The 18,437-nt window shown below is 36.4% G+C and carries 15 protein-coding genes and 2 pseudogenes; 6 read left to right on the top strand and 11 right to left on the bottom strand.

Annotated features, from left to right (window positions below; genetic code table 11):
* Nucleotides 1-320: 320 nt before the first annotated feature.
* Nucleotides 321-527: pseudogene (locus QA612_RS13610) on the top strand (ATP-binding cassette domain-containing protein); the annotation flags it as partial.
* 198 nt (nt 528-725) lie between these two features.
* Here QA612_RS13610 and QA612_RS13605 read toward each other — a convergent pair.
* Entirely contained in the window at nt 726-2,042 is a 1,317-nt protein-coding gene (locus tag QA612_RS13605) for an anaerobic C4-dicarboxylate transporter family protein (RefSeq protein WP_278284365.1), read from the bottom strand.
* A gap of 643 nt (nt 2,043-2,685) precedes the next feature.
* Nucleotides 2,686-2,826 carry a hypothetical protein gene (locus tag QA612_RS13600; protein WP_278284364.1) on the bottom strand — a complete coding sequence of 47 codons (141 nt, stop codon included), beginning with the start codon at nt 2,824-2,826 and terminating at the stop codon, nt 2,686-2,688.
* A gap of 900 nt (nt 2,827-3,726) precedes the next feature.
* Here QA612_RS13600 and QA612_RS13595 point away from each other — a divergent pair.
* Nucleotides 3,727-4,152: a MerR family transcriptional regulator gene (locus QA612_RS13595; RefSeq protein ID WP_278284363.1), complete on the top strand. Its 426-nt coding sequence runs from the start codon at nt 3,727-3,729 to the stop codon at nt 4,150-4,152.
* Between the two features lie 302 nt (nt 4,153-4,454).
* On the opposite strand, the gene QA612_RS13590 is transcribed toward QA612_RS13595, so the two are convergent.
* The 3 genes from QA612_RS13590 to copZ form a co-directional block, all read right to left on the bottom strand.
* Nucleotides 4,455-5,309 carry a hypothetical protein gene (locus QA612_RS13590; protein WP_278284362.1) on the bottom strand — a complete coding sequence of 285 codons (855 nt, stop codon included), beginning with the start codon at nt 5,307-5,309 and terminating at the stop codon, nt 4,455-4,457.
* Complete coding sequence (locus QA612_RS13585; protein WP_278284481.1) at nt 5,309-7,720, bottom strand: heavy metal translocating P-type ATPase; 2,412 nt, start codon at nt 7,718-7,720, stop codon at nt 5,309-5,311. The genes QA612_RS13590 and QA612_RS13585 overlap by 1 nt, the downstream gene beginning before the upstream one ends.
* Nucleotides 7,721-7,859: 139 nt before the next feature.
* Complete coding sequence (gene copZ / locus QA612_RS13580) at nt 7,860-8,072, bottom strand: copper chaperone CopZ (RefSeq protein WP_278284360.1); 213 nt, start codon at nt 8,070-8,072, stop codon at nt 7,860-7,862.
* Between the two features lie 355 nt (nt 8,073-8,427).
* On the opposite strand from copZ, the gene QA612_RS13575 reads away from it, so the two are divergent.
* From QA612_RS13575 to QA612_RS13565, 3 genes and pseudogenes are all read left to right on the top strand, one after another.
* Nucleotides 8,428-8,727, top strand: coding sequence for an ArsR/SmtB family transcription factor (locus QA612_RS13575; RefSeq protein WP_278284359.1), 300 nt, complete (start codon nt 8,428-8,430; stop codon nt 8,725-8,727).
* 123 nt (nt 8,728-8,850) lie between these two features.
* Nucleotides 8,851-9,759: a cation diffusion facilitator family transporter gene (locus QA612_RS13570; protein ID WP_278284358.1), complete on the top strand. Its 909-nt coding sequence runs from the start codon at nt 8,851-8,853 to the stop codon at nt 9,757-9,759.
* Nucleotides 9,760-9,849: 90 nt separating this feature from the next.
* A pseudogene (locus QA612_RS13565) lies at nt 9,850-10,122 on the top strand (DUF1801 domain-containing protein); the annotation flags it as partial.
* Nucleotides 10,123-10,246: 124 nt separating this feature from the next.
* Here the strand turns inward: QA612_RS13565 and QA612_RS13560 are convergent.
* The 6 genes from QA612_RS13560 to QA612_RS13535 all read right to left on the bottom strand — a co-directional run bounded on the left by QA612_RS13560 (nt 10,247) and on the right by QA612_RS13535 (nt 17,075).
* A complete protein-coding gene (locus tag QA612_RS13560; protein ID WP_278284357.1) occupies nt 10,247-10,930 on the bottom strand; it encodes a DUF1129 family protein in 684 nt (227 codons plus the stop codon).
* Complete coding sequence (locus QA612_RS13555; RefSeq protein ID WP_278284356.1) at nt 10,927-11,259, bottom strand: PadR family transcriptional regulator; 333 nt, start codon at nt 11,257-11,259, stop codon at nt 10,927-10,929. Before QA612_RS13555 ends, QA612_RS13560 begins: the two co-directional genes overlap by 4 nt.
* A gap of 366 nt (nt 11,260-11,625) precedes the next feature.
* Nucleotides 11,626-14,037, bottom strand: coding sequence for a pectate lyase family protein (locus QA612_RS13550; protein WP_278284355.1), 2,412 nt, complete (start codon nt 14,035-14,037; stop codon nt 11,626-11,628).
* Nucleotides 14,038-15,201: 1,164 nt separating this feature from the next.
* A complete protein-coding gene (locus QA612_RS13545) occupies nt 15,202-15,660 on the bottom strand; it encodes a hypothetical protein (RefSeq protein ID WP_278284354.1) in 459 nt (152 codons plus the stop codon).
* Nucleotides 15,661-15,813: 153 nt separating this feature from the next.
* Nucleotides 15,814-16,077, bottom strand: a complete 264-nt coding sequence (locus tag QA612_RS13540; protein WP_278284353.1) for a hypothetical protein — start codon at nt 16,075-16,077, stop codon at nt 15,814-15,816.
* Between the two features lie 602 nt (nt 16,078-16,679).
* Nucleotides 16,680-17,075, bottom strand: a complete 396-nt coding sequence (locus QA612_RS13535; protein WP_278284352.1) for a hypothetical protein — start codon at nt 17,073-17,075, stop codon at nt 16,680-16,682.
* Between the two features lie 322 nt (nt 17,076-17,397).
* Between QA612_RS13535 and QA612_RS13530 the strand changes: the two genes are divergently transcribed.
* The gene (locus QA612_RS13530; protein ID WP_278284480.1) at nt 17,398-18,426 is read left to right on the top strand and encodes a tRNA dihydrouridine synthase; all 1,029 of its coding nucleotides are present in this window, start codon (nt 17,398-17,400) and stop codon (nt 18,424-18,426) included.
* The last annotated feature ends 11 nt before the right edge of the window (nt 18,427-18,437 follow it).

The following is an 18,437-nucleotide window of genomic DNA, read 5'->3' as shown; positions in this document are numbered from 1 at the left end:
TTTGCACTCGTGAATAACTCTTGGTCTCTTCTGTGACGATCGAACTTAACTGTGTTTCCATTCTAATAACAAATAATAATGCCCAAAATTTCTGTTCAATGTCGTAGTCGTATTCATCGAAGAGCATTAATCCCTTAGAATAAAATGTTGTAAAAAAGACCCTTACCATAAAAGGCAAAGGTCTGTCTAACAACTATTTCCTTTATTCCACTTAAATTTTCAAAATTATTTACTCAAATTATCTAAACTTTCCACCCTTATTTTCAAAATAATTCAATCTTCATCCTCAGTGACGATTATTTTCAAATAACCACGTTACTCAACTATCATCAGGCGCGGAAAAAAAGCGGGTAGCTATTGCAAGAGCTGTTATAAATGAACCTAGTCTTATCTTAGTTGATGAACCTACTGATTTAAATGATTTATATTTGGCTCTTGAAAGTGATTCCTCTCTCCTAGTAGTCTACAGTTTCACTGTATTGGTGGGCATTAAGAACGATAACTATTTTAAAAGATCCTTAATTTAATTCTTCTAATTTTGTTCGTGGAACATTAGCCCCCTTACTCTTAATATAACGCTAGCTGTTTCACTTACTTGAGCATGGCCAAGAGGAAAAGTTCACAACTAACCTCTGTCCCATCATCATTTCGACTCATAAGAACCGTCCCGATGAATCCCACTGAACCACCGCCGCCATCACAGTGAACCATTGCTGACTCACAAATTAGAAGAACAAGAACACTAACACAAATCCGATCGTAACGGAAAGGGTACAGGTGATAAGTCCTGGTGTCATGAAGCTATGGTTAAAAACGTACTTCCCAATTTTTGTTGACCCTGTGCGGTCCATATTAATGGCTGCCAGTAATGGTCCATAGTTAGGGAAGAAGAAGTACCCGTTAACAGCTGGGAACATGGCGATTAAGAAAAATGGTGAAATTCCTAACGTTAATCCAAGTGGCATTAACGCACGAATCGTCGCTGCTTGAGAATTTACTAAGATGGATAAGATGAACAATGCAAAGGCAAATAACCACGGTGCTGTCGTAACGATACTTGCGATATTCTCTTCAATGACACCGATATTTGCTTGGAAAAATGTATCCCCTAGCCATGCAATACCAAAAATGGCCACCACGGCAATGATACCGGAACGGAATACGTTACCAGTAACAACTTTTTCTACATTTGTTTTACAAACTAAAATGGTCACGGCAGCTACAGTAAGCATAATAATTTGAATTGCATAAGCCATAGATAATTGAGACACATCTTCACCAACCGTAAACGTTGGTCTTAATTCTGGGAAGCTTCCTAATAACACCACAAACACGGCTCCAAATAAAAATAAATAAACAGAGATTTTAGAACTACGAGTAATTTCTAAGGACTCCTCCCGTGCTTTTTCCATCGGCTCTAATCCTTTTTTAAAACGACGCTGATATTCTGGATCGTCCTCTAATTCCAACCCTTTTTTACGAATAATAAAAGCAGATAGCATAATGGCTAGAAACGTAGCTGGAATCGTTACCCCAAGAATATGTAGTAACGTAATATCAAAAGGAGATAAAATAGCTAACAAAGCTACAGTTGCAGCTGAAATAGGACTGGCTGTAATGGCTTGTTGAGATGCAATAACTGCAATAGACAATGGTCTTTCCGGTCGAACCTTTGACTCTTGAGCAACCTCAGAAATAACAGGTAACAAACTATAGGCTACGTGACCAGTTCCGGCAAAAAACGTGAATATATACGTTGTAATCGGTGCCATGAACGTAATTCGATCTGGGTTTTTACGTAGCATTTTCTCTGCAATAGAAATAAGATAGTTTAACCCACCAGAAGCCTGTAAAACTCCTGCAGCAGTAACAACTGCTAGAATCATGAGCATAACATCAATCGGCGGTGCTGTAGGCTGAAGCTGGAAACCAAAAGTTAAGATGGCTAAACCAACACCACCAAGAACACCTAATCCAATGCCTCCAATTCGAGCACCAATGAGGATACAAGCTAAAACGATAAGAAACTGAATCCAAAACATGAGCTTCTCCACCCTTTTTGTATAAAATGTAAAATCTTACACTAATCATACTAGGAAAATTGTATATTGCTACCTAAATGTGAAAATAATCACAAATTGTTCATTTTTACAACATCTCCTACTCATGGGGACGGTTCTACTGAGTCCACTTGATTCAAATACTAACAGTGCTTGATATTCTTCTACCTCGTAAACCTCTTTTCCACTTATTGGAATTCTTATTCTTTTCACATTCGTCGATTTTCTTTTACAATCCTTACAAATGTGGTCACGATGACCTTCGTCATGTGAGGAAAGGAATTAGAATTTCCAATCTATGGTGAAATATTCCCACGTCTCCATAAATACGGAAGTAGAATAATTAAATTTTAAAAAACAATATATATCACATACCTAACACATTAAGAATACATGATAAAAAATTGTCTATTTGCACAAAATTTTCCCATTCACCTTTAATTGAACCATGACTTACATTACTCTAATCTAAAATGTTGAGACAGTACTTAAGGTGCTGATATGAAGGTTATTACGAATCAAAACAAAAAAGTATTCTTTCTTATTATAGAAGGAATACTTTACTATTAACTAAAGTTCTATTTTCTATCAAAACAAAATTCTATGAAGTGAACAATCGGTGTAATTATTGTTTGTCTTTTTCTTTCGGTGGTTTGACGATAATTTCCCCTTTTTGAGTATAAGAAAACTTATCACTCATACGTGTTTCTGATCTCCTATTTTCTTCATCCAATTCCTTTTTCCATTCTTCGTATGTCTTCTTCATTAGCTAATCACTTCCGCTAAAAATGATACACACTACCTTTTTTTAAATTCTTCAATTTTAATTGTAGTATCACTGGATAATAATACTTCGCTATTCATGGAAATATCTTCGACGTACATTCTTTTCATCTCTATCGGTAATTTGATTTGTAAAATCACAGGGACGGTTCTCATGAGTCCAAATATAATCCCAGTGCTATCAAATAACAAATTCATTAAAATGAATGTACTTATAATGTTGGTCATGTTCAATGGTTAAACAAATAATTAAAACCACCAGTGTGTAACTGGTGGTTGCTCTGTGACTGACCGCCTTCATTACCTGCCTCGGCATTAAAGCACACCGACTGGGTTTCCTTTTACACCGCATCCACTCACCAATTATATAGAATTTCTTCTTATTTCTTGTACTGTAAACCTAAGAAACTAGTAATAAATGTGGCTCCTACCGCGAATAAAATAACAATTATACTACAATCACCTTCATAAATATCAAACAAATGCCCCAGTACACAAAAGCAACTTAACCATTGTTAAACTTAACTACTTTTAATGGCAAGTAGCATTCGCATTTCAAACAATTCAATCAACACAAGATGAAAATCTATACACCCATGGAAATCATGATAAAATCGAATTATCATTGCTCATTTCCTCAAAAGAGTTGATAGTCGTATTGACGAATGAGAGGGATGTTCTATGTTTTGAAACAGCTATTTATATAAAACTACACTACCGTTGATTTCCCGGATTAAGTAGCGCACGAAGTATCATTCCAACACAAACGTGATATCTTTTGCTAGATGTATGTTTTTCTACTCCTAATTAAATAATTGACTCTGAAGTATAGGTCAGGGTTGATAATATATGGAGGGAAATCTTGAGAAAAGGAGGAAGGACAATGGATGGCCTCACAATTGGTAAGGTTGCACAATTATCACAAGTAAGTATCGAAACCGTGAGATACTACGAGAAACGAGGTCTTATTCCTCAAGCTACTAGGACAAAGTCAGGTTACAGAATTTTTAAACCAAAGACTATTGAAGATATCCGTTTTATAAAGTCAGCAAAGGCTTTAGGATTGACACTAGAAGAAATCCATCAAATTATAAAGTTATTTTATTCTTCTCAAGAAGTTGAAACGTCCTCGATGTTTGCAATAGCTGAAGAAAAAATGAAGGAAATTGAAGAGAAAATAACTCAGTTGCAAAACCAAAAGTACTTATTAGAACAAGTCTTACGAAAGTCCAATACCCCTTACCCCCTTCTCAAAGATCAATGTCCCGTTATTCAATTCATAACGAAGGGAGATCATGAAGAACCATGAAGATTGAGGTGTTTATTCAAAACCCAAATTCCGATCACCGCTTAATCGAGGATGTAAAAGAAACAGCATGTTCAGAATGCGAAATTATGGTATACCATGAAGAACACAAAGATTTTTCTAAGAAAGTGGAATTGTATTCGATTCACCTTTTACCATGTGTAGTCATTAACGGTAAAATTGTCGACCATGACAAACTGATTAAAGCCAATTAAAATATGTAAGTCACACAAAAATGTTGAATGAACGAAAGATCACGATCAAAAAGAGACATCCCTGTACGTATGTGCAGGAATGTCTCTTTGTTATTTCACTTCTAATACAAAAGGAAAGACGATGACGCCTTCATCCTTGAACTTAAACTCTGCCCAAAGCTTATAAATCCCTTCTTTCGGAAAATATGCTTCAAATACTGTAGAATCATCTGACTTAGGGTGAACATGGATATAATTTTCTACACTTTCATCAACAATAACTACGTGACCAAGTGCACCTAAGTATGGCTCAGGCATTTCGTCTTTTAAGTCGAAAGTCAATACAACGGTTTCTCCAGCTTTCAGATTAGACGTTATAAGCTCCACTTCTTTATCACTCTTACTTATAACTAACTCTCGATCTACCTGAAGGTTTATTATAGTATTATCATCTTGATGATCTCCAATAATAACTTCATAAGGATCGACCGCATACCTTTTCCCTTCTGGTTTAATATCAACAAATGCATGGTAGTGACCGTCTGGGAGGATAAATTCTTGTACAAACGAACCTTTCTCTACTTTTTCAGGATGGAAATGATAATAATCTTCCAAATCGTTACTAAGTAGTATGAGGTGCATGAGCTTTTCATGGGTTACAACCAGTTCAGGTGCATTTCCCTCCATATCCCTTACATCAACAATAATCATATCATTATCGTGCTGAAGATGAATTGCTATTTCAGAGTCTCCAAAGTTGTGAGATTCATGTTCATTATTATGGTTATTCCCTTCTTCATCTTCTGCTTGATTTCTAACGGATTCATGAGGTTCTTCGCTATGATCATTCTCACTATGCAATTCACCACTTACTAAAGGATTCGATCCAGTCACCAAACTATAGCTTCCAATAACTAGAGCCAAGTAGGTGATACCTGAAAGTAACCACCATTTTTTTTTACCCATTAGGCCACCTCCTTTTTATTGAATTTTACCTTTTGTAAACGTAAAGCGTTTAATACAACCGATACAGAACTAAATGCCATTGCTGCACCTGCAACCCATGGAGCTAGCAGTCCAACTGCCGCTACAGGAATCGCAGAAGTATTGTATATGAAAGCGAAAAAGAGATTTTGCTTAATATTTCTCATTGTTTTCCGGCTCATGATAATTGCATCAGCCACACTGTTCAAATCTCCACGCATGAGAGTGATATCTGCGGCTTCAATGGCAACATCCGTTCCAGTTCCAATTGCCATTCCTATATCAGCCATTGCCAGTGCTGGTGCATCATTGATTCCATCCCCAACCATAGCGACTTTCTTTCCGTCTTTCTGCAATCTTTCAATTTCGTCACTTTTCTGTTTTGGTATCACTTCAGCAATCACGTGTTTAATCCCAACCTGCTTCGCGATGGCGTTGGCTGTTCGTTCATTGTCACCTGTTAACATAATGACTTCCAGACCAAGATCCGTCATACGTTTTACGGCATCTTTTGATGTTTCTTTGACTGTATCTGCTACTGCTATCACTCCTGCAAGATGGTAATCAATGGCAATTAACATAGCTGTTTTCCCTTCTCTTTCTAAAGATTCCATTTGTACGACAACGTCATTTACAAAAGCGATGTTGTTTTCTTTCATGAGATTTCGTGTTCCTACATAAATTGTCTTATCATCTACCGTTGCTTTAATACCATAGCCCGGTATAGCTTCAAAGTCAGATGAATTTCCTAATGTAATATCCTTTGATTTGACACCTTTTACAATGGCTTGTGCCAAGGGATGCTCAGAGTTCCGTTCTGCTGAACCTACATAGTAAAGAACGTCATTATCAGAAAATCCATTCCCCACCTTTAAATCAGTTAGTTCAGGGTCCCCTTTTGTAACTGTTCCTGTTTTATCTAACACAACAGTTTTAATAGACTGTGTGTTTTCTAAATGTTCTCCTCCTTTAAACAAAAGACCCATTTCTGCAGCTCTTCCTGACCCAGCCATGATCGATGTCGGAGTAGCGAGTCCTAATGCACAAGGGCAAGCAATGACCAAAATAGAGATTGTTGGGATTAATGCAGAACGTAAATCTCCAGGTGATACGATGAAATACCATATGGAAAAGGTAGCAACTGCAACGACGACTACAATGGGGACAAAAATACTGGATACCTTATCAACCATTCGTTGGATATCCGCTTTTGATCCCTGTGCTTCTTGAACCACTTTTACAATTTGTGATAAAGCTGTATCTTTACCGACCTTAGTTGCTTTTATTTTCAGAGAGCCATTTTTGTTAATTGTGGCACCGGTCACTGGGTCTCCTATAGATTTATCAATTGGAATACTTTCTCCTGTAATCATGGACTCATCTACAGCTGATCGACCTTCCATGATCTCTCCATCCACTGGTACTTTTTCACCTGGTTGAATCATTATAACGTCCCCAGCTATCACTTCTTCAATTGGCACTTCTAATTCTTCTCCATCTCGAATCAAACGTGCTGTTTTAGCTTGTAAACCTAATAGCTTTTGAATAGCCTGGCTTGTTCTTCCCTTTGCCCGAACTTCGAATAACTTCCCAAGCACAATGAGAGTAATAATAACCGCTGCTGCCTCAAAATATAACTCAGGCATCCCCCTACTTCCTGCGTTCATCCACTCCCATCCTAAATATATGCTGTAGAAGTAGGCTGCACTAGTACCCAGAGCAACTAGTACGTCCATATTAGCACTTTTATTTTTTAACGCATGATACGATCCCCTATAAAACTGAGCTCCTACGACAAATTGAACTGGGGTAGCTAGCGCCAATTGCACCCAAGGATTCATAAACATATCTGGTAAATATAGAAATGACGTTATTTCAAAGTGCGTCACCATTGTCCATAAAAGAGGAAGAGTAAGAACCAAGGAAAGTAAAAACTTCCCATATTGAATTTCGATTTCTTTTTCTTTATGATCAACTTTTTGCTCATTCTCTTTTTTTGGAATAAGGGTATAGCCTAGTTTTTTGACGGCTTGCATCATATCATTTGATCTAACCCTTTGCACATCGTATTCAACTGACAATGTTTCTATTGCAAAATTAACATTTGCTTGAGAAACGCCATCCATTTTGATTATCCTCTTTTCAATTTTTGTTGCACATGCTGCACACGTCATACCAGAAATGTCAAACTCACTTTTTTCGTGCACAACATGATAGCCTAATTTTTCAATTATATTTTCTACATCTTTTGGACTTGTCTCTTGATGATCATAGATTACTTTTGTTGTCTCAAGAGCAAAGTTTACATTCGCTTCTAGAACACCATTCATTTTTGACAAACCTTTTTCTATTTTGTTCGCACACGCTGCACATGTCATGCCCGATATTTTCATTGAGATTTCCTTTTGAACCACTTTCACCACTCCTGACAAAGTATATACTGTACGGGGGTATATAAATCTTAAAAATAAAAGTGAAAACCGCACGATTATTTTAGCTCTTTATTGAAAAGGTTCCCTTATGAATTAAGTCTTATTTGGGTTTAACTTCGTATCCTTGTTCTTCAATGACGTCTTTAATCCTATTTAGCGTAATTTTTTTTGCATCAAATTGCACATCTACTTTTTCGCTTTTTAAATGAACCTTCACATAGCCTACACCTTCAAGATCCCGTACTTCCCCTTCTATTGAATTAACGCAATGACCACACGACATTCCCTTAACCATGAATGATCTTTGTTCCATTGATATTCCTCCTTCATATTTTTAAATCTATTCCATCTTACTATACCCCTGTATGGTATACAATGATTTTAGCTTATTTAATTTAAAAAATATAAAAAATTATAAATATTCTTAAAATGGTTTGATGTTATTTTTATTGTTTTTCGCTGGTTCTACGTTTTGGGCTATAATTAACATTCTTCCTATACTGTCATAGATTATCATGGTTTAAATTTCTACCTCTAAACCATTTTTCATGAATACAGCATCAAGAATCTACAATCATGCAATTTAATTTTAGCTATTTATTATCTATCCATTTAAGTCTTATTATGATAATATGAACATATGATCATATATAAAGGGGTGTAAATTCATGAATAATTATGACCTTGATAAAGAAACACTTTTTATCGTTTCTCAAACTTTTAAAGCTTTAGGAGATCCTACCCGTATACGAATATTACATTTATTATCTGTAAAAGAGTGTTCAGTTGGTGAAATTGTAGAACTTTTGTCACTAGGACAATCAACGGTGTCACATCAATTAAGATTTTTAAAAAATTTACGTCTTGTTAAATCAAGACGAGAAGGAACATCCATCTATTATTCTCCTGAAGACGACCACATCATGGATATTCTTGAGAAAACAATAGAACACTCCAACCACGATTGAAATTAAATTAGAATTCGGAGTATAAATATATTTCCCATAAGATAAGAGGTGTGTGATTTTTTAAATAATTTTGTACAGTTATTATATGATTATATGAACATATATTGAAAGGGAGAGTGAAAAATGGATCATCACCATCATCACCATCATCAAACTGGACATGAAAATAAGATTAACTTAATTATTGCCATGATAATTATTGGAAGTTGGATGATCGTTCAGTTTATTGGTGGACTTTGGACTGGTAGTCTAGCCCTTTTAGCAGATGCTTTTCATATGCTAAATGATTTTTCCAATTTGCTCATAAGTTTAATTGCCTTTACTCTTGCTGCAAAAGCGGTAAGTCCAAAACGAACGTATGGTAATCATCGTTATGAAGTGTTAGCAGCATTATTCAACAGTGTTGCGTTAATTGTTATTTCTGTTTTTATTTTTCGAGAAGCAATTATTAGGTTCATGGCTCCTCAAGAAGTAATAGCTGGAGGGATGATCGTTATTGCTTTCATTGGACTTATCGCTAATATTGGTGCTATGTATGCATTAATGCGTGGAGATGTGAAGGAAAACCTTAATATGCGTGGAGCATATTTACATGTACTTAGTGATGCATTGGGCTCCGTAGCCGCAGTAATTGCTGGCGTCATTATTTACTTTACCGGCTGGTATATAGCCGATCCTATACTAAGTATCGTTATCGCTATAATGATTTCTTTTACTGCTTTTTCCCTGTTAAAAGATACGGTTCATGTGCTTTTGGAGGGCACTCCTAGGAACATTAATATAGGTGAAGTTGAAAGCGCCTTGTTAAAAATAGATGGTGTCAGAAATGTACATGACTTGCATGTATGGACAATCACATCTGGTATAAATAGTCTAACGGCGCACCTTGTCATAGACCCTTCTTATTCGGAAAAACATCACGATATTTTGTTACATGCTAAAGATTATATTAAAACAAAGCTTCATATTAAGCACAGTACGATACAGATAGAAAAAGTGGACCTAAGAGAATATGAATGTCAACGTATTTAACTACAATCTTGCTTTTTTCATTAATGACTATACTTGTGTAAGGAATCCGCTGGGTGGATCTACTAAACATTAAACCCGAACAACCAAATTATGGGTTGCTTACGTTGGTTACAGCTAAGAGAGCTTATTTTTAGATCCTCTCCAGAAATTATTGAAGAGATTAAATGCTCTAAACCGAACTATGCACAAAATGGACTAGTATGTTATATAGGCACTGCTAAAAAACTTGTAAACTTAGGATTTTATCAAGGTTCAGAGCTTACAGACAAAGAAAGGCTACTTCAAGAAACAGGTAAACAAATGCATCATATACAAGTGAAAAAAGTAGAGGATATTAAAGAAGAGTTATTTATTTCTATGATTCAAGAGGCAATTGAACGTAATAATTACCTCTGGGTATACAATCTACTTTTATTATATATAAAGTTAAAAGGGATAAACGGAATTTTTTCCCTTTTACATCCAAAATTCACCATTTTTTGTGAGCTTAATTGTTTGTACTTATTCTTTTCACGAAACTCCCTGCAAGATAGAGAAAAATTCCTAATAATGCTACAAACCATCCTGAAACTTCGATTACTGGACCAATATCGGGAACCAAATAATATACAAGAACAAAGATTCCTATAGAGAGCATCTCCCAGCCCCATAAGATGAAGAAATCCTTTACTCTCGAGATATTCTTAAAGCAAGCCCATCTTAAATATTGCAATGCACCAAATATTAACAGGAATGCAATCGGAATCGAAGTGAGAGTTTTTACTACCACAGAAAGAATATAATACTCGTTAGTCATTTGATCTATAGGTATGACATACTGATTTATCATTCGAACTATTCCAATGAAAAAAACCGACACTCCTAAGAAATATAAAAGGGACATGCTTCCAAGCAGTAATCTTTCTTTAGAAACCATTTTTGGCAGTTCACCAATAATATTGTCTGCATACTTCTTAGGGTCTTTACCAAAAACATCCTCAGCTGTTCTTCCTTCTTGTTGAGCTTCAATAAGATGGCCTAATAATTCGGATAATATCTCTTCAGTTTCCTTTTCCGACTTGTCATATGATAATCGAATGTAAACAAGCATATCTTCATAGTACTTCCGGTTTTCCTCCGTGAGTTTCACTCTCAGCTTATTGTTATGCGTTAGTAACTCTTCTACTTTCATTGTGATTGCTCCTCCCCATTTAATAAAAGATCAACCGGAATTTTAATTCCTTCCCATTGTTTTTTAAAATTACTTAGTGCTTCTTCTCCTAACTGTGTTAAGTAATAATATTTCCGATTTGGACCACTATTAGATTTTTCCATCTTCCCATAGATAAGTCTTTCTTTCTGAAGCCTTAACAATATAGGATAAATCGAACCTTCGCTAACCTCTAACCCGTATCCTTGAAGTTTCATTGATAATTCATAACCATATACTTTTTGCCGAGATACTACAGCAAGGATACATCCTTCCAGTATCCCCTTTAACAATTGACTTCTAATTGTCACGATCGCCACCTACCTTGTATTACAATATAGAAGAACTGCATAAACCTTTTTTCTTCATCACTTTAAGTACCTTGCTTTACAACATAGTTTACATAAAAAATCGCTATCTTGCAATACAAACTAGTAAAATTAGGAATAAATTGTGTCATGTGCTCCAAAACCTCAACAACTCATAGATGAGAAATTACTTAACTAAAGAATATCTTATCCCACTAAAATTTTGGAATCACGAGATACTATATACTAATCCTCGTTATCCTATCATTTTTTATGTAATAATCGAGAGTTATGATCTCTCAAAGTTACTTTACTACCTATTCTAATAGAAATAAACGGCTCAACCATAAGGCTGAACCGTTTTTTTTGCTATTCGACGATATAGATATCTCGGATCTGGGTATTGCCTTTCGTGTTGACGAATACATCGTAACGTCCTAGTCGATAAATATCCTCGGCATTGTTGTTGATGAGGATGGTCTCCGTCAATGAACCGCTTCCAGTACCATCAGCATAGACTTCATCGATAGTGATAATCAATTCATTTTGATTTCCTCTCAAATGGTTGACCACTGCAGAGGCTTCAGCATTTCCAACTGTATCCACGACAACTACATCAGACCACTCACTGGCACCTGCAGCATTCAAAGCACGGATTCTGAATTCATAAATATCACCGTTTTCAGCTTGAGCAAGTATGCTATTCAGGTTGGCGAATTGATCGATATCCTGTGTGATAAAACTCTTATCCCGTGTATTGTGATCTATTTCTGCTAAAGTGACCCAATCTCCTTTATTTGTACTCAACTGGATTTCGTAGCTCTCAGTCAATACATCGTTGTTTACCCAATCGATCGTGAAAGTACCTTCGTGAACAACAATTTTACCAGGAGCTGGAATATGTCTCGTACCATACGCAGAACGGACTTCCTCATTGATTCGGACGTCAGTGATTTCAGGAGCGTCTGGCGCAGAAACAGGTGAGATATTAGTCTGTGAACCAGAATTCGTTTCGATTTCAGTTCTTAAATCCGTTGCCTGCTCAGTTGTACCCGTCGCCCATACGCCTTGACGTAACGGACGGAACTCCCAATCCAATTGCGAAGCAGGGTTGGTGCTCATGTTGCTCGGGTTCTCGGTAGTCGAGTCGGAAGCAACTACAATTCCTATATCTTCTTTCACATTGAAATACTGTGACGAGGCATCATCGAAAACGTTTGGTTCAAGTTGGGAAGCATCCATTCTTAGATTATCTAGATCATCTTGTGTCATACCTGGTTTCACATCAGATGCCAATCTGAAACCATCCATTGTTTCAGGGAAGTCCCCTTCAAAGACTGCCTCAGGTGCGACGATGTATCCAGGTGCGTCACGGAAAAAGTGATTGAATCCCGCATTCGGCGTTCCGTTTGGTAAGTCAATTCCATACTCATTGTGTGTATGTCCGCGGGCATGACCTTGGCGGCTCCTTAAAAACGGGAAGTTGACATTGTCAAAAATATTCCCTTCCGCCCAAACGGTAGCATTATGTGCGGCTCCGATTCCGTAACCTGTATTTCTGTCCAATAAAGTATCATGGTAAGGATGCCCTTGGACATCTTCATATAAATTGTTGTATACATGGACACGTCCATTGCGCACCCGTGGAGTCCGTTCTTCTGTTCCTTGGAACCAGTTATGGTGAATCGTTCCGTAGTGTTCGCTCATAGAGCCGACACCGCCGCCAATCAGCATAGCTTTACCGCTACCTGCCATGTAGTTGTAAGCTACAGTGTAATTCCGTGCGTGGTTGACGATGTCAATCGATCCATCAGCTTTTGCTTGATCAGGGTCATCGGCATTAGCTAAGTGCAGGTTTTGGCCATGGCCGAAGGTGTTGTTGTGTACCCAAATATTTGAAGCTCTAATGCCGGTACCACCGCCATGGACCTCAATGGCATCATCGGTCTGATAATCAAAATTCATGTTCCGGATGACGACGTTGTGGGCACCGCCTGTCCTGATTAAAGACGGACCGTGAGAAAGAGTCGCATCAGGTCCAATCCCCTCGATGGTAACATTCCCGTTTCCTGCTCCGATTGATGCGCCCCGTTCTTTAATCGTTCCGACGAACCGCACAACTAGCGGCTGTTTCTCATTAGCAACTGTTCCGCGACTGCTGTCACTGAACAAGCTGTTGGCATATGTTTCAGCGGTTTCAGGTGTGATGTAAACAATCTGCGCTTCCGGATCTACACGTCCGTCCGGTAAATAGCCCCCTATAGCGCCATCTAAAGCAAATTCATGATTCCCTTCGTATGGATTTTCATTTGATGGAACGAAAGCCGCACCATTACGCGGAAAAGCTTCAGTCTGTAAGTTTGAGAAGCTATGTACAACTTCCCCGTCCACTCTCACCTGAATCTCGTAATCCCCTTCCGGAAGGCCTGGGATATCAGCACGCCATGTATTTCTTGCTGGATCAACCACACGGACCAGCGGCTCGTTAGCCTCATCATTGACTAATGTCCAGTCAGTCAGAAAATCGTCAATCGTGCTCCCGTCGCGCCAGTCGATAACGTTGGACCCTTTAACGTACACTTCGTATTCTGCGTTAATGTCGCCTGTCCATACTGCAAACGCGGTTTCGTACCAGGTTCCTGATTCATTTACCGTGATATCATTTGATGTTGCTGATGCGGTCAGGTTTTGCGTTGTTAGCTGCGCGAACCCGAAGGATGTAATAATCATGGTCGCGGCTAAAGCGATCGTGAACCATTTTTTTACTTTTGAAATTTTCATTTACAATCTCCTCTCTATAATCGCGCTTCATCTTCTATTTCTCAGATCCTCATTCTTCACCTATTAAATTTTATGCTACATTTTTTACTATTTTTTCACCTATACGATATCTTAAAGACTACGAACTTACAATTATCGTTCTTTTCTCCGAAACTTCATATGAAAACGTTTTCAAAATATAGTGGAATACAACCGTGAATTTATTTACATCTCCCCTCCCTTCAGTCTTTCTACCGGAATATCCATAAGATATATCTCCTCAAATAAAAATTGTTGAGGATTCTTCAACCTGTACCGACGCCATACATACGAAGGCTTAGGTGTGAAAACAATTTTATCAGCTGTTATGCTTTACTATTTTCAAGTTGAATGATGCAATGAGGGTAAATGATAAGTTTTAAGTTTTTTGGAAAAACAAACAACATAATCAATGTATAATTAATTATTTTATGTATTTTCATATTGGGCTTTTCTATAACTATATTAAAATAAAATCCCTTAAGATTGTCTATGGTTAAAACGGCCTGAGTTTCTATGCTTTCATAAAATATTATTTAATATACTTTTAGGAGCAAAGTATTATATAGGATAAGTAGAGGGAGAGTTGAAGGATAAAATTAATTTTATTAACAGAAAAAGTAATTACTTTTTTATAAGTGAATGGTTGCAAAAGCCCGTCAAATCCATCGTTCCCAATAGAATCAAACACTCTAATCTCTTATTTTATAAATAAAAAAGCTTTATTAGTTATAAAGAAAATATCCTTCTAAGGACCTAATTGATTTTTTAAAAAACGAAATCTTATATGCAAACAATGACTTGTTTATAGTTATAGATATATAGTGAGTCATTACATAAAGGGACGATATCGATTAATATAATCGCATAGCTTCAATCACATAAAAGAAGCAAACACATGCATGTCTTTCAAATATCAAGTGCACATGTTTGCTTCATATTATCTTTATATATCTTTCTAATCCTCTATCTTCAGCAACACCATTTTGAATCAGAAGAACCGTCCCTCCAACATCGTTCATCATAAATTAGTTTTAAATACCCATTAATCAGTGACACAATAATTCTTATGAATCATTAAATTCTATTTGAAATTAATTTAAAATAGCATCAATGTACCTATAACTCTTATTTTCACAATGTTTCTTATTTTAACAAAGGAATCTTAATTACAAGTTTAAACCTTTGTATAACTAGCAGAGTGACTAACAATGGAATATGAATAGTCGTTATACCTGCAAAGATTCGTAACCACGGACTAGCTGCAATTTGTTCAAATGGAACAAGTTGTGTAAAAGGAAGAAGTAAAATGATTTCAAAAAATATTAACAAAATAAACCCAATGATACCAATAATAAAACCATGAAGTATTTTAAAATGGAAAATAATTACTAATAATAGTACGAACACTGTTAAGTTAATGATAGGTTTGACTGAATTCATCATATAAATACTTAATATAAAAGCAACTCCACCGTATAACAGTGAGAAAATAATCATAGATTTTAAATTCTCCTTGATTGAAATACCAAGTATAGCAAAAGAAACTGCGAGCATTAAAAATGCTTCTGGAAACGACAATAAAAAGAAACTAAACCACTCCATAAAAACTCCTTTCTTGTAATAAAACTTTGATGAAATTAGTAGTACGCTAGGACGTTTTAATACTTGTAATTATAGAAAAACATGATAATTATCCATTAAAATATGCAGTAAAGGTAAGTCGAATAATGATACCACCTTTAAAGAACAAAAGTTTTATATTTTCATAAATCCGGATATAACCGTTAAGTGATTGTTTAGGTCATGGCGGTCAGACCAAACAGAAGTAACTAATGAACGGAACTCTTCAACGTGAGTAGATTCAGCATTATAAACTTTTCGTTTCTCCTCCCGTTTGAAGATTTTCCCTAATAAGTACAGAGATATAATGTTTAATAACATAACGAAAATTAAGTGAATTGGTATTCCAATAATATAAAGAGCATTATCCTGAAAACCTGCAATTGAGGTAACAGCCAAGAAAACTCATAATAATTGACAACATTCATAAAATTAATCATTTATGGCTTGTAACAAAACCAAAAGAAACAGCCATTATACTCCTGTATAGTAACTATTAATAGGATTATAACATAAAAATTGACGATTTTTGTCGATTTTATAAATTATGTTTATGCTTTTAAAATGATGATTCTATGGTACCCTTGTGAACAAGTATTCATGTAAAGCACATAGACAGTTCTCATTCGATATTACATTATTTTAAACAAACGAAATAACCGCGACCAGTAGAATTTCGGATCGCGGAAGGGTTTAGAGTTAAAACTACATTACAGTTTATAAAGCTAAACTATTAAACTAGCTGCTAAATGAACGGTTACTTGTACCACAGACTATGTAACACTAAGGCACTCCTAGTACCCTTCCATATCACCTGCCAACGTTTCATAACGAAAAAATCTGACCAACCCCTTGTTCATCCAGCTTCCGCTTCACCTTTGTCTCAACCTTCACATTCTACTCGTCCTTATCCTAATAACTTAAATTTTTTATATAAATTCCTCTTCCGCTGTTCTCTTATGGCTCAATTTTCTTGATCATTGGAACTTTTAATCTAAAGACTATATTCTATATGATTTTATTTCCTTTACCTTTCCAGACTTCGAAGTATTACTAAACATATATACATCACAGAAATCAATTTTTGTTCCATTTGTATATGAAATGACACCATTTATGGAAGCGAATTTCCCGTGAGTTATTACTTGGTAAATTTCTAAACATTCAATGATCTCTTTCTTTTCACTCTGCAAACTAGTTAGGAATGAATCTTGACCTTCTATTTTTTTACTCTCCTTTATTTGATGCCATATAATAGATTCCTGTATATATTCCTTAATTTTTTCTTTTTGCTGCTCAAATAAAGCAACTGTAAATTCAATAACTATTTTTTTCCTTGGCGCATTGTCACAGCCATTTGGAATGATAAGTTTTATTTCTCTTCGGGTATTGTTCACTAAAACCAATCTCCTTCTAAAAAGAATTATATTAAGTTTACTTTACTTATAAGAGAGAACTAAGACAATATGATAAAAAAACTATTCCTACAGAATTGCCCCATAAATCGTATTAAGGATGCTCCCCATTTGACTCCTCATACTCCCTTCCCTTCAGTATAATATCTTGGCACAAGATTTTGAATCATGAGAACCGTCCCCATGATTCTGTTCTGTTTGATAAAAAGGGCTCAAACATGGTATAAGTGTAAAAGAAGTAGGAACATTTTATTTTGGGATAGGTTGTCCTAATATCCCATCATGAGAGGATTTGAAGGTGAGTATGACAGATAATTTTTGGCGTGATTTACCACGACCTTTTTTTATATTGGCACCAATGGAAGAAGTGACGGATGTTGTTTTTCGCCATGTAGTGAGTGAAGCTGCAAGACCTGATGTTTTTTTTACAGAGTTTGCAAACAGTGAGAGTTATTGTCACCCAGAGGGAAAGCAAAGTGTCCGTGGGCGTCTGACTTTTACAGAGGATGAACAACCAATTGTAGCCCATATATGGGGGGATAAGCCTGAAAACTTTCGGAAAATGAGCATTGGTATGGCGGAACTTGGGTTTAAGGGTTTAGATATCAATATGGGTTGTCCTGTACCTAATGTGGCACGGCATGGGAAGGGTAGTGGCCTTATCCGTCGTCCAGAAGTTGCAGCAGAATTAATACATGCAGCAAAAGCGGGAGGATTGCCAGTAAGTGTAAAGACTAGGCTTGGTTTTACGGATATAGAAGAATGGCAGGAATGGCTGAAGCACATATTGAAACAAGATATCGTAAATCTTTCCATTCATCTGCGGACAAGAGAGGAAATGAGCAAAGTAGATGCACATTGGGAGCTGATCCCGGAGATTAAAAAACTTCGTGACGAGGTAGCTCCAGATACACTCTTGACGATCAATGGTGATATTCTTGACCGTCAAACTGGCTTGAAGCTCGTCAACCAATATGGTGTTGATGGGGTTATGATTGGCCGTGGTATTTTCCATAATCCATTTGCCTTTGAAAAAGAGCCGAGAGAGCATAGTAGTAAGGAGTTACTCGATCTTTTACGATTGCATATGGATCTCCATGATAAATATTCCGGTTTAGAGCTCCGTTCGTTTAAGGCTCTTCATCGCTTTTTCAAGATATATGTGAAAGGCTTTCGAGGGGCTAGTGCATTAAGAAATGAATTAATGAACACAGAATCAACAGATGATGTCCGTGAATTACTTGACAACTTTGAATTGGGACAGTTTACAGGCACGTCGTCCCAGGAGATCAGGAAAAGGAACAGTGACAGTGAAATAAACGAAGAACTCTAAATGAACCGAAT

It is taken from the genome of Evansella sp. AB-P1 (assembly GCF_029688925.1).
Lineage (GTDB): Bacteria > Bacillota > Bacilli > Bacillales > Salisediminibacteriaceae > Evansella.
Note: the sequence above shows the minus strand (reverse complement) of the source record. Positions and strands in the feature narration are given on the sequence as shown.

Coding starts and splice junctions, on each gene's coding strand:
- QA612_RS13605 (WP_278284365.1), bottom strand. CDS start 2,042: ATGTTTTGGATTCAGTTTCTTATCGTTTTAGCTTGTATCCTCATTGGT.
- QA612_RS13600 (WP_278284364.1), bottom strand. CDS start 2,826: ATGAAGAAGACATACGAAGAATGGAAAAAGGAATTGGATGAAGAAAAT.
- QA612_RS13595 (WP_278284363.1), top strand. CDS start 3,727: ATGGATGGCCTCACAATTGGTAAGGTTGCACAATTATCACAAGTAAGT.
- QA612_RS13590 (WP_278284362.1), bottom strand. CDS start 5,309: ATGGGTAAAAAAAAATGGTGGTTACTTTCAGGTATCACCTACTTGGCT.
- QA612_RS13585 (WP_278284481.1), bottom strand. CDS start 7,720: ATGAAAATATCGGGCATGACATGTGCAGCGTGTGCGAACAAAATAGAA.
- copZ (WP_278284360.1), bottom strand. CDS start 8,072: ATGGAACAAAGATCATTCATGGTTAAGGGAATGTCGTGTGGTCATTGC.
- QA612_RS13575 (WP_278284359.1), top strand. CDS start 8,428: ATGAATAATTATGACCTTGATAAAGAAACACTTTTTATCGTTTCTCAA.
- QA612_RS13570 (WP_278284358.1), top strand. CDS start 8,851: ATGGATCATCACCATCATCACCATCATCAAACTGGACATGAAAATAAG.
- QA612_RS13560 (WP_278284357.1), bottom strand. CDS start 10,930: ATGAAAGTAGAAGAGTTACTAACGCATAACAATAAGCTGAGAGTGAAA.
- QA612_RS13550 (WP_278284355.1), bottom strand. CDS start 14,037: ATGAAAATTTCAAAAGTAAAAAAATGGTTCACGATCGCTTTAGCCGCG.
- QA612_RS13545 (WP_278284354.1), bottom strand. CDS start 15,660: ATGGAGTGGTTTAGTTTCTTTTTATTGTCGTTTCCAGAAGCATTTTTA.
- QA612_RS13530 (WP_278284480.1), top strand. CDS start 17,398: ATGACAGATAATTTTTGGCGTGATTTACCACGACCTTTTTTTATATTG.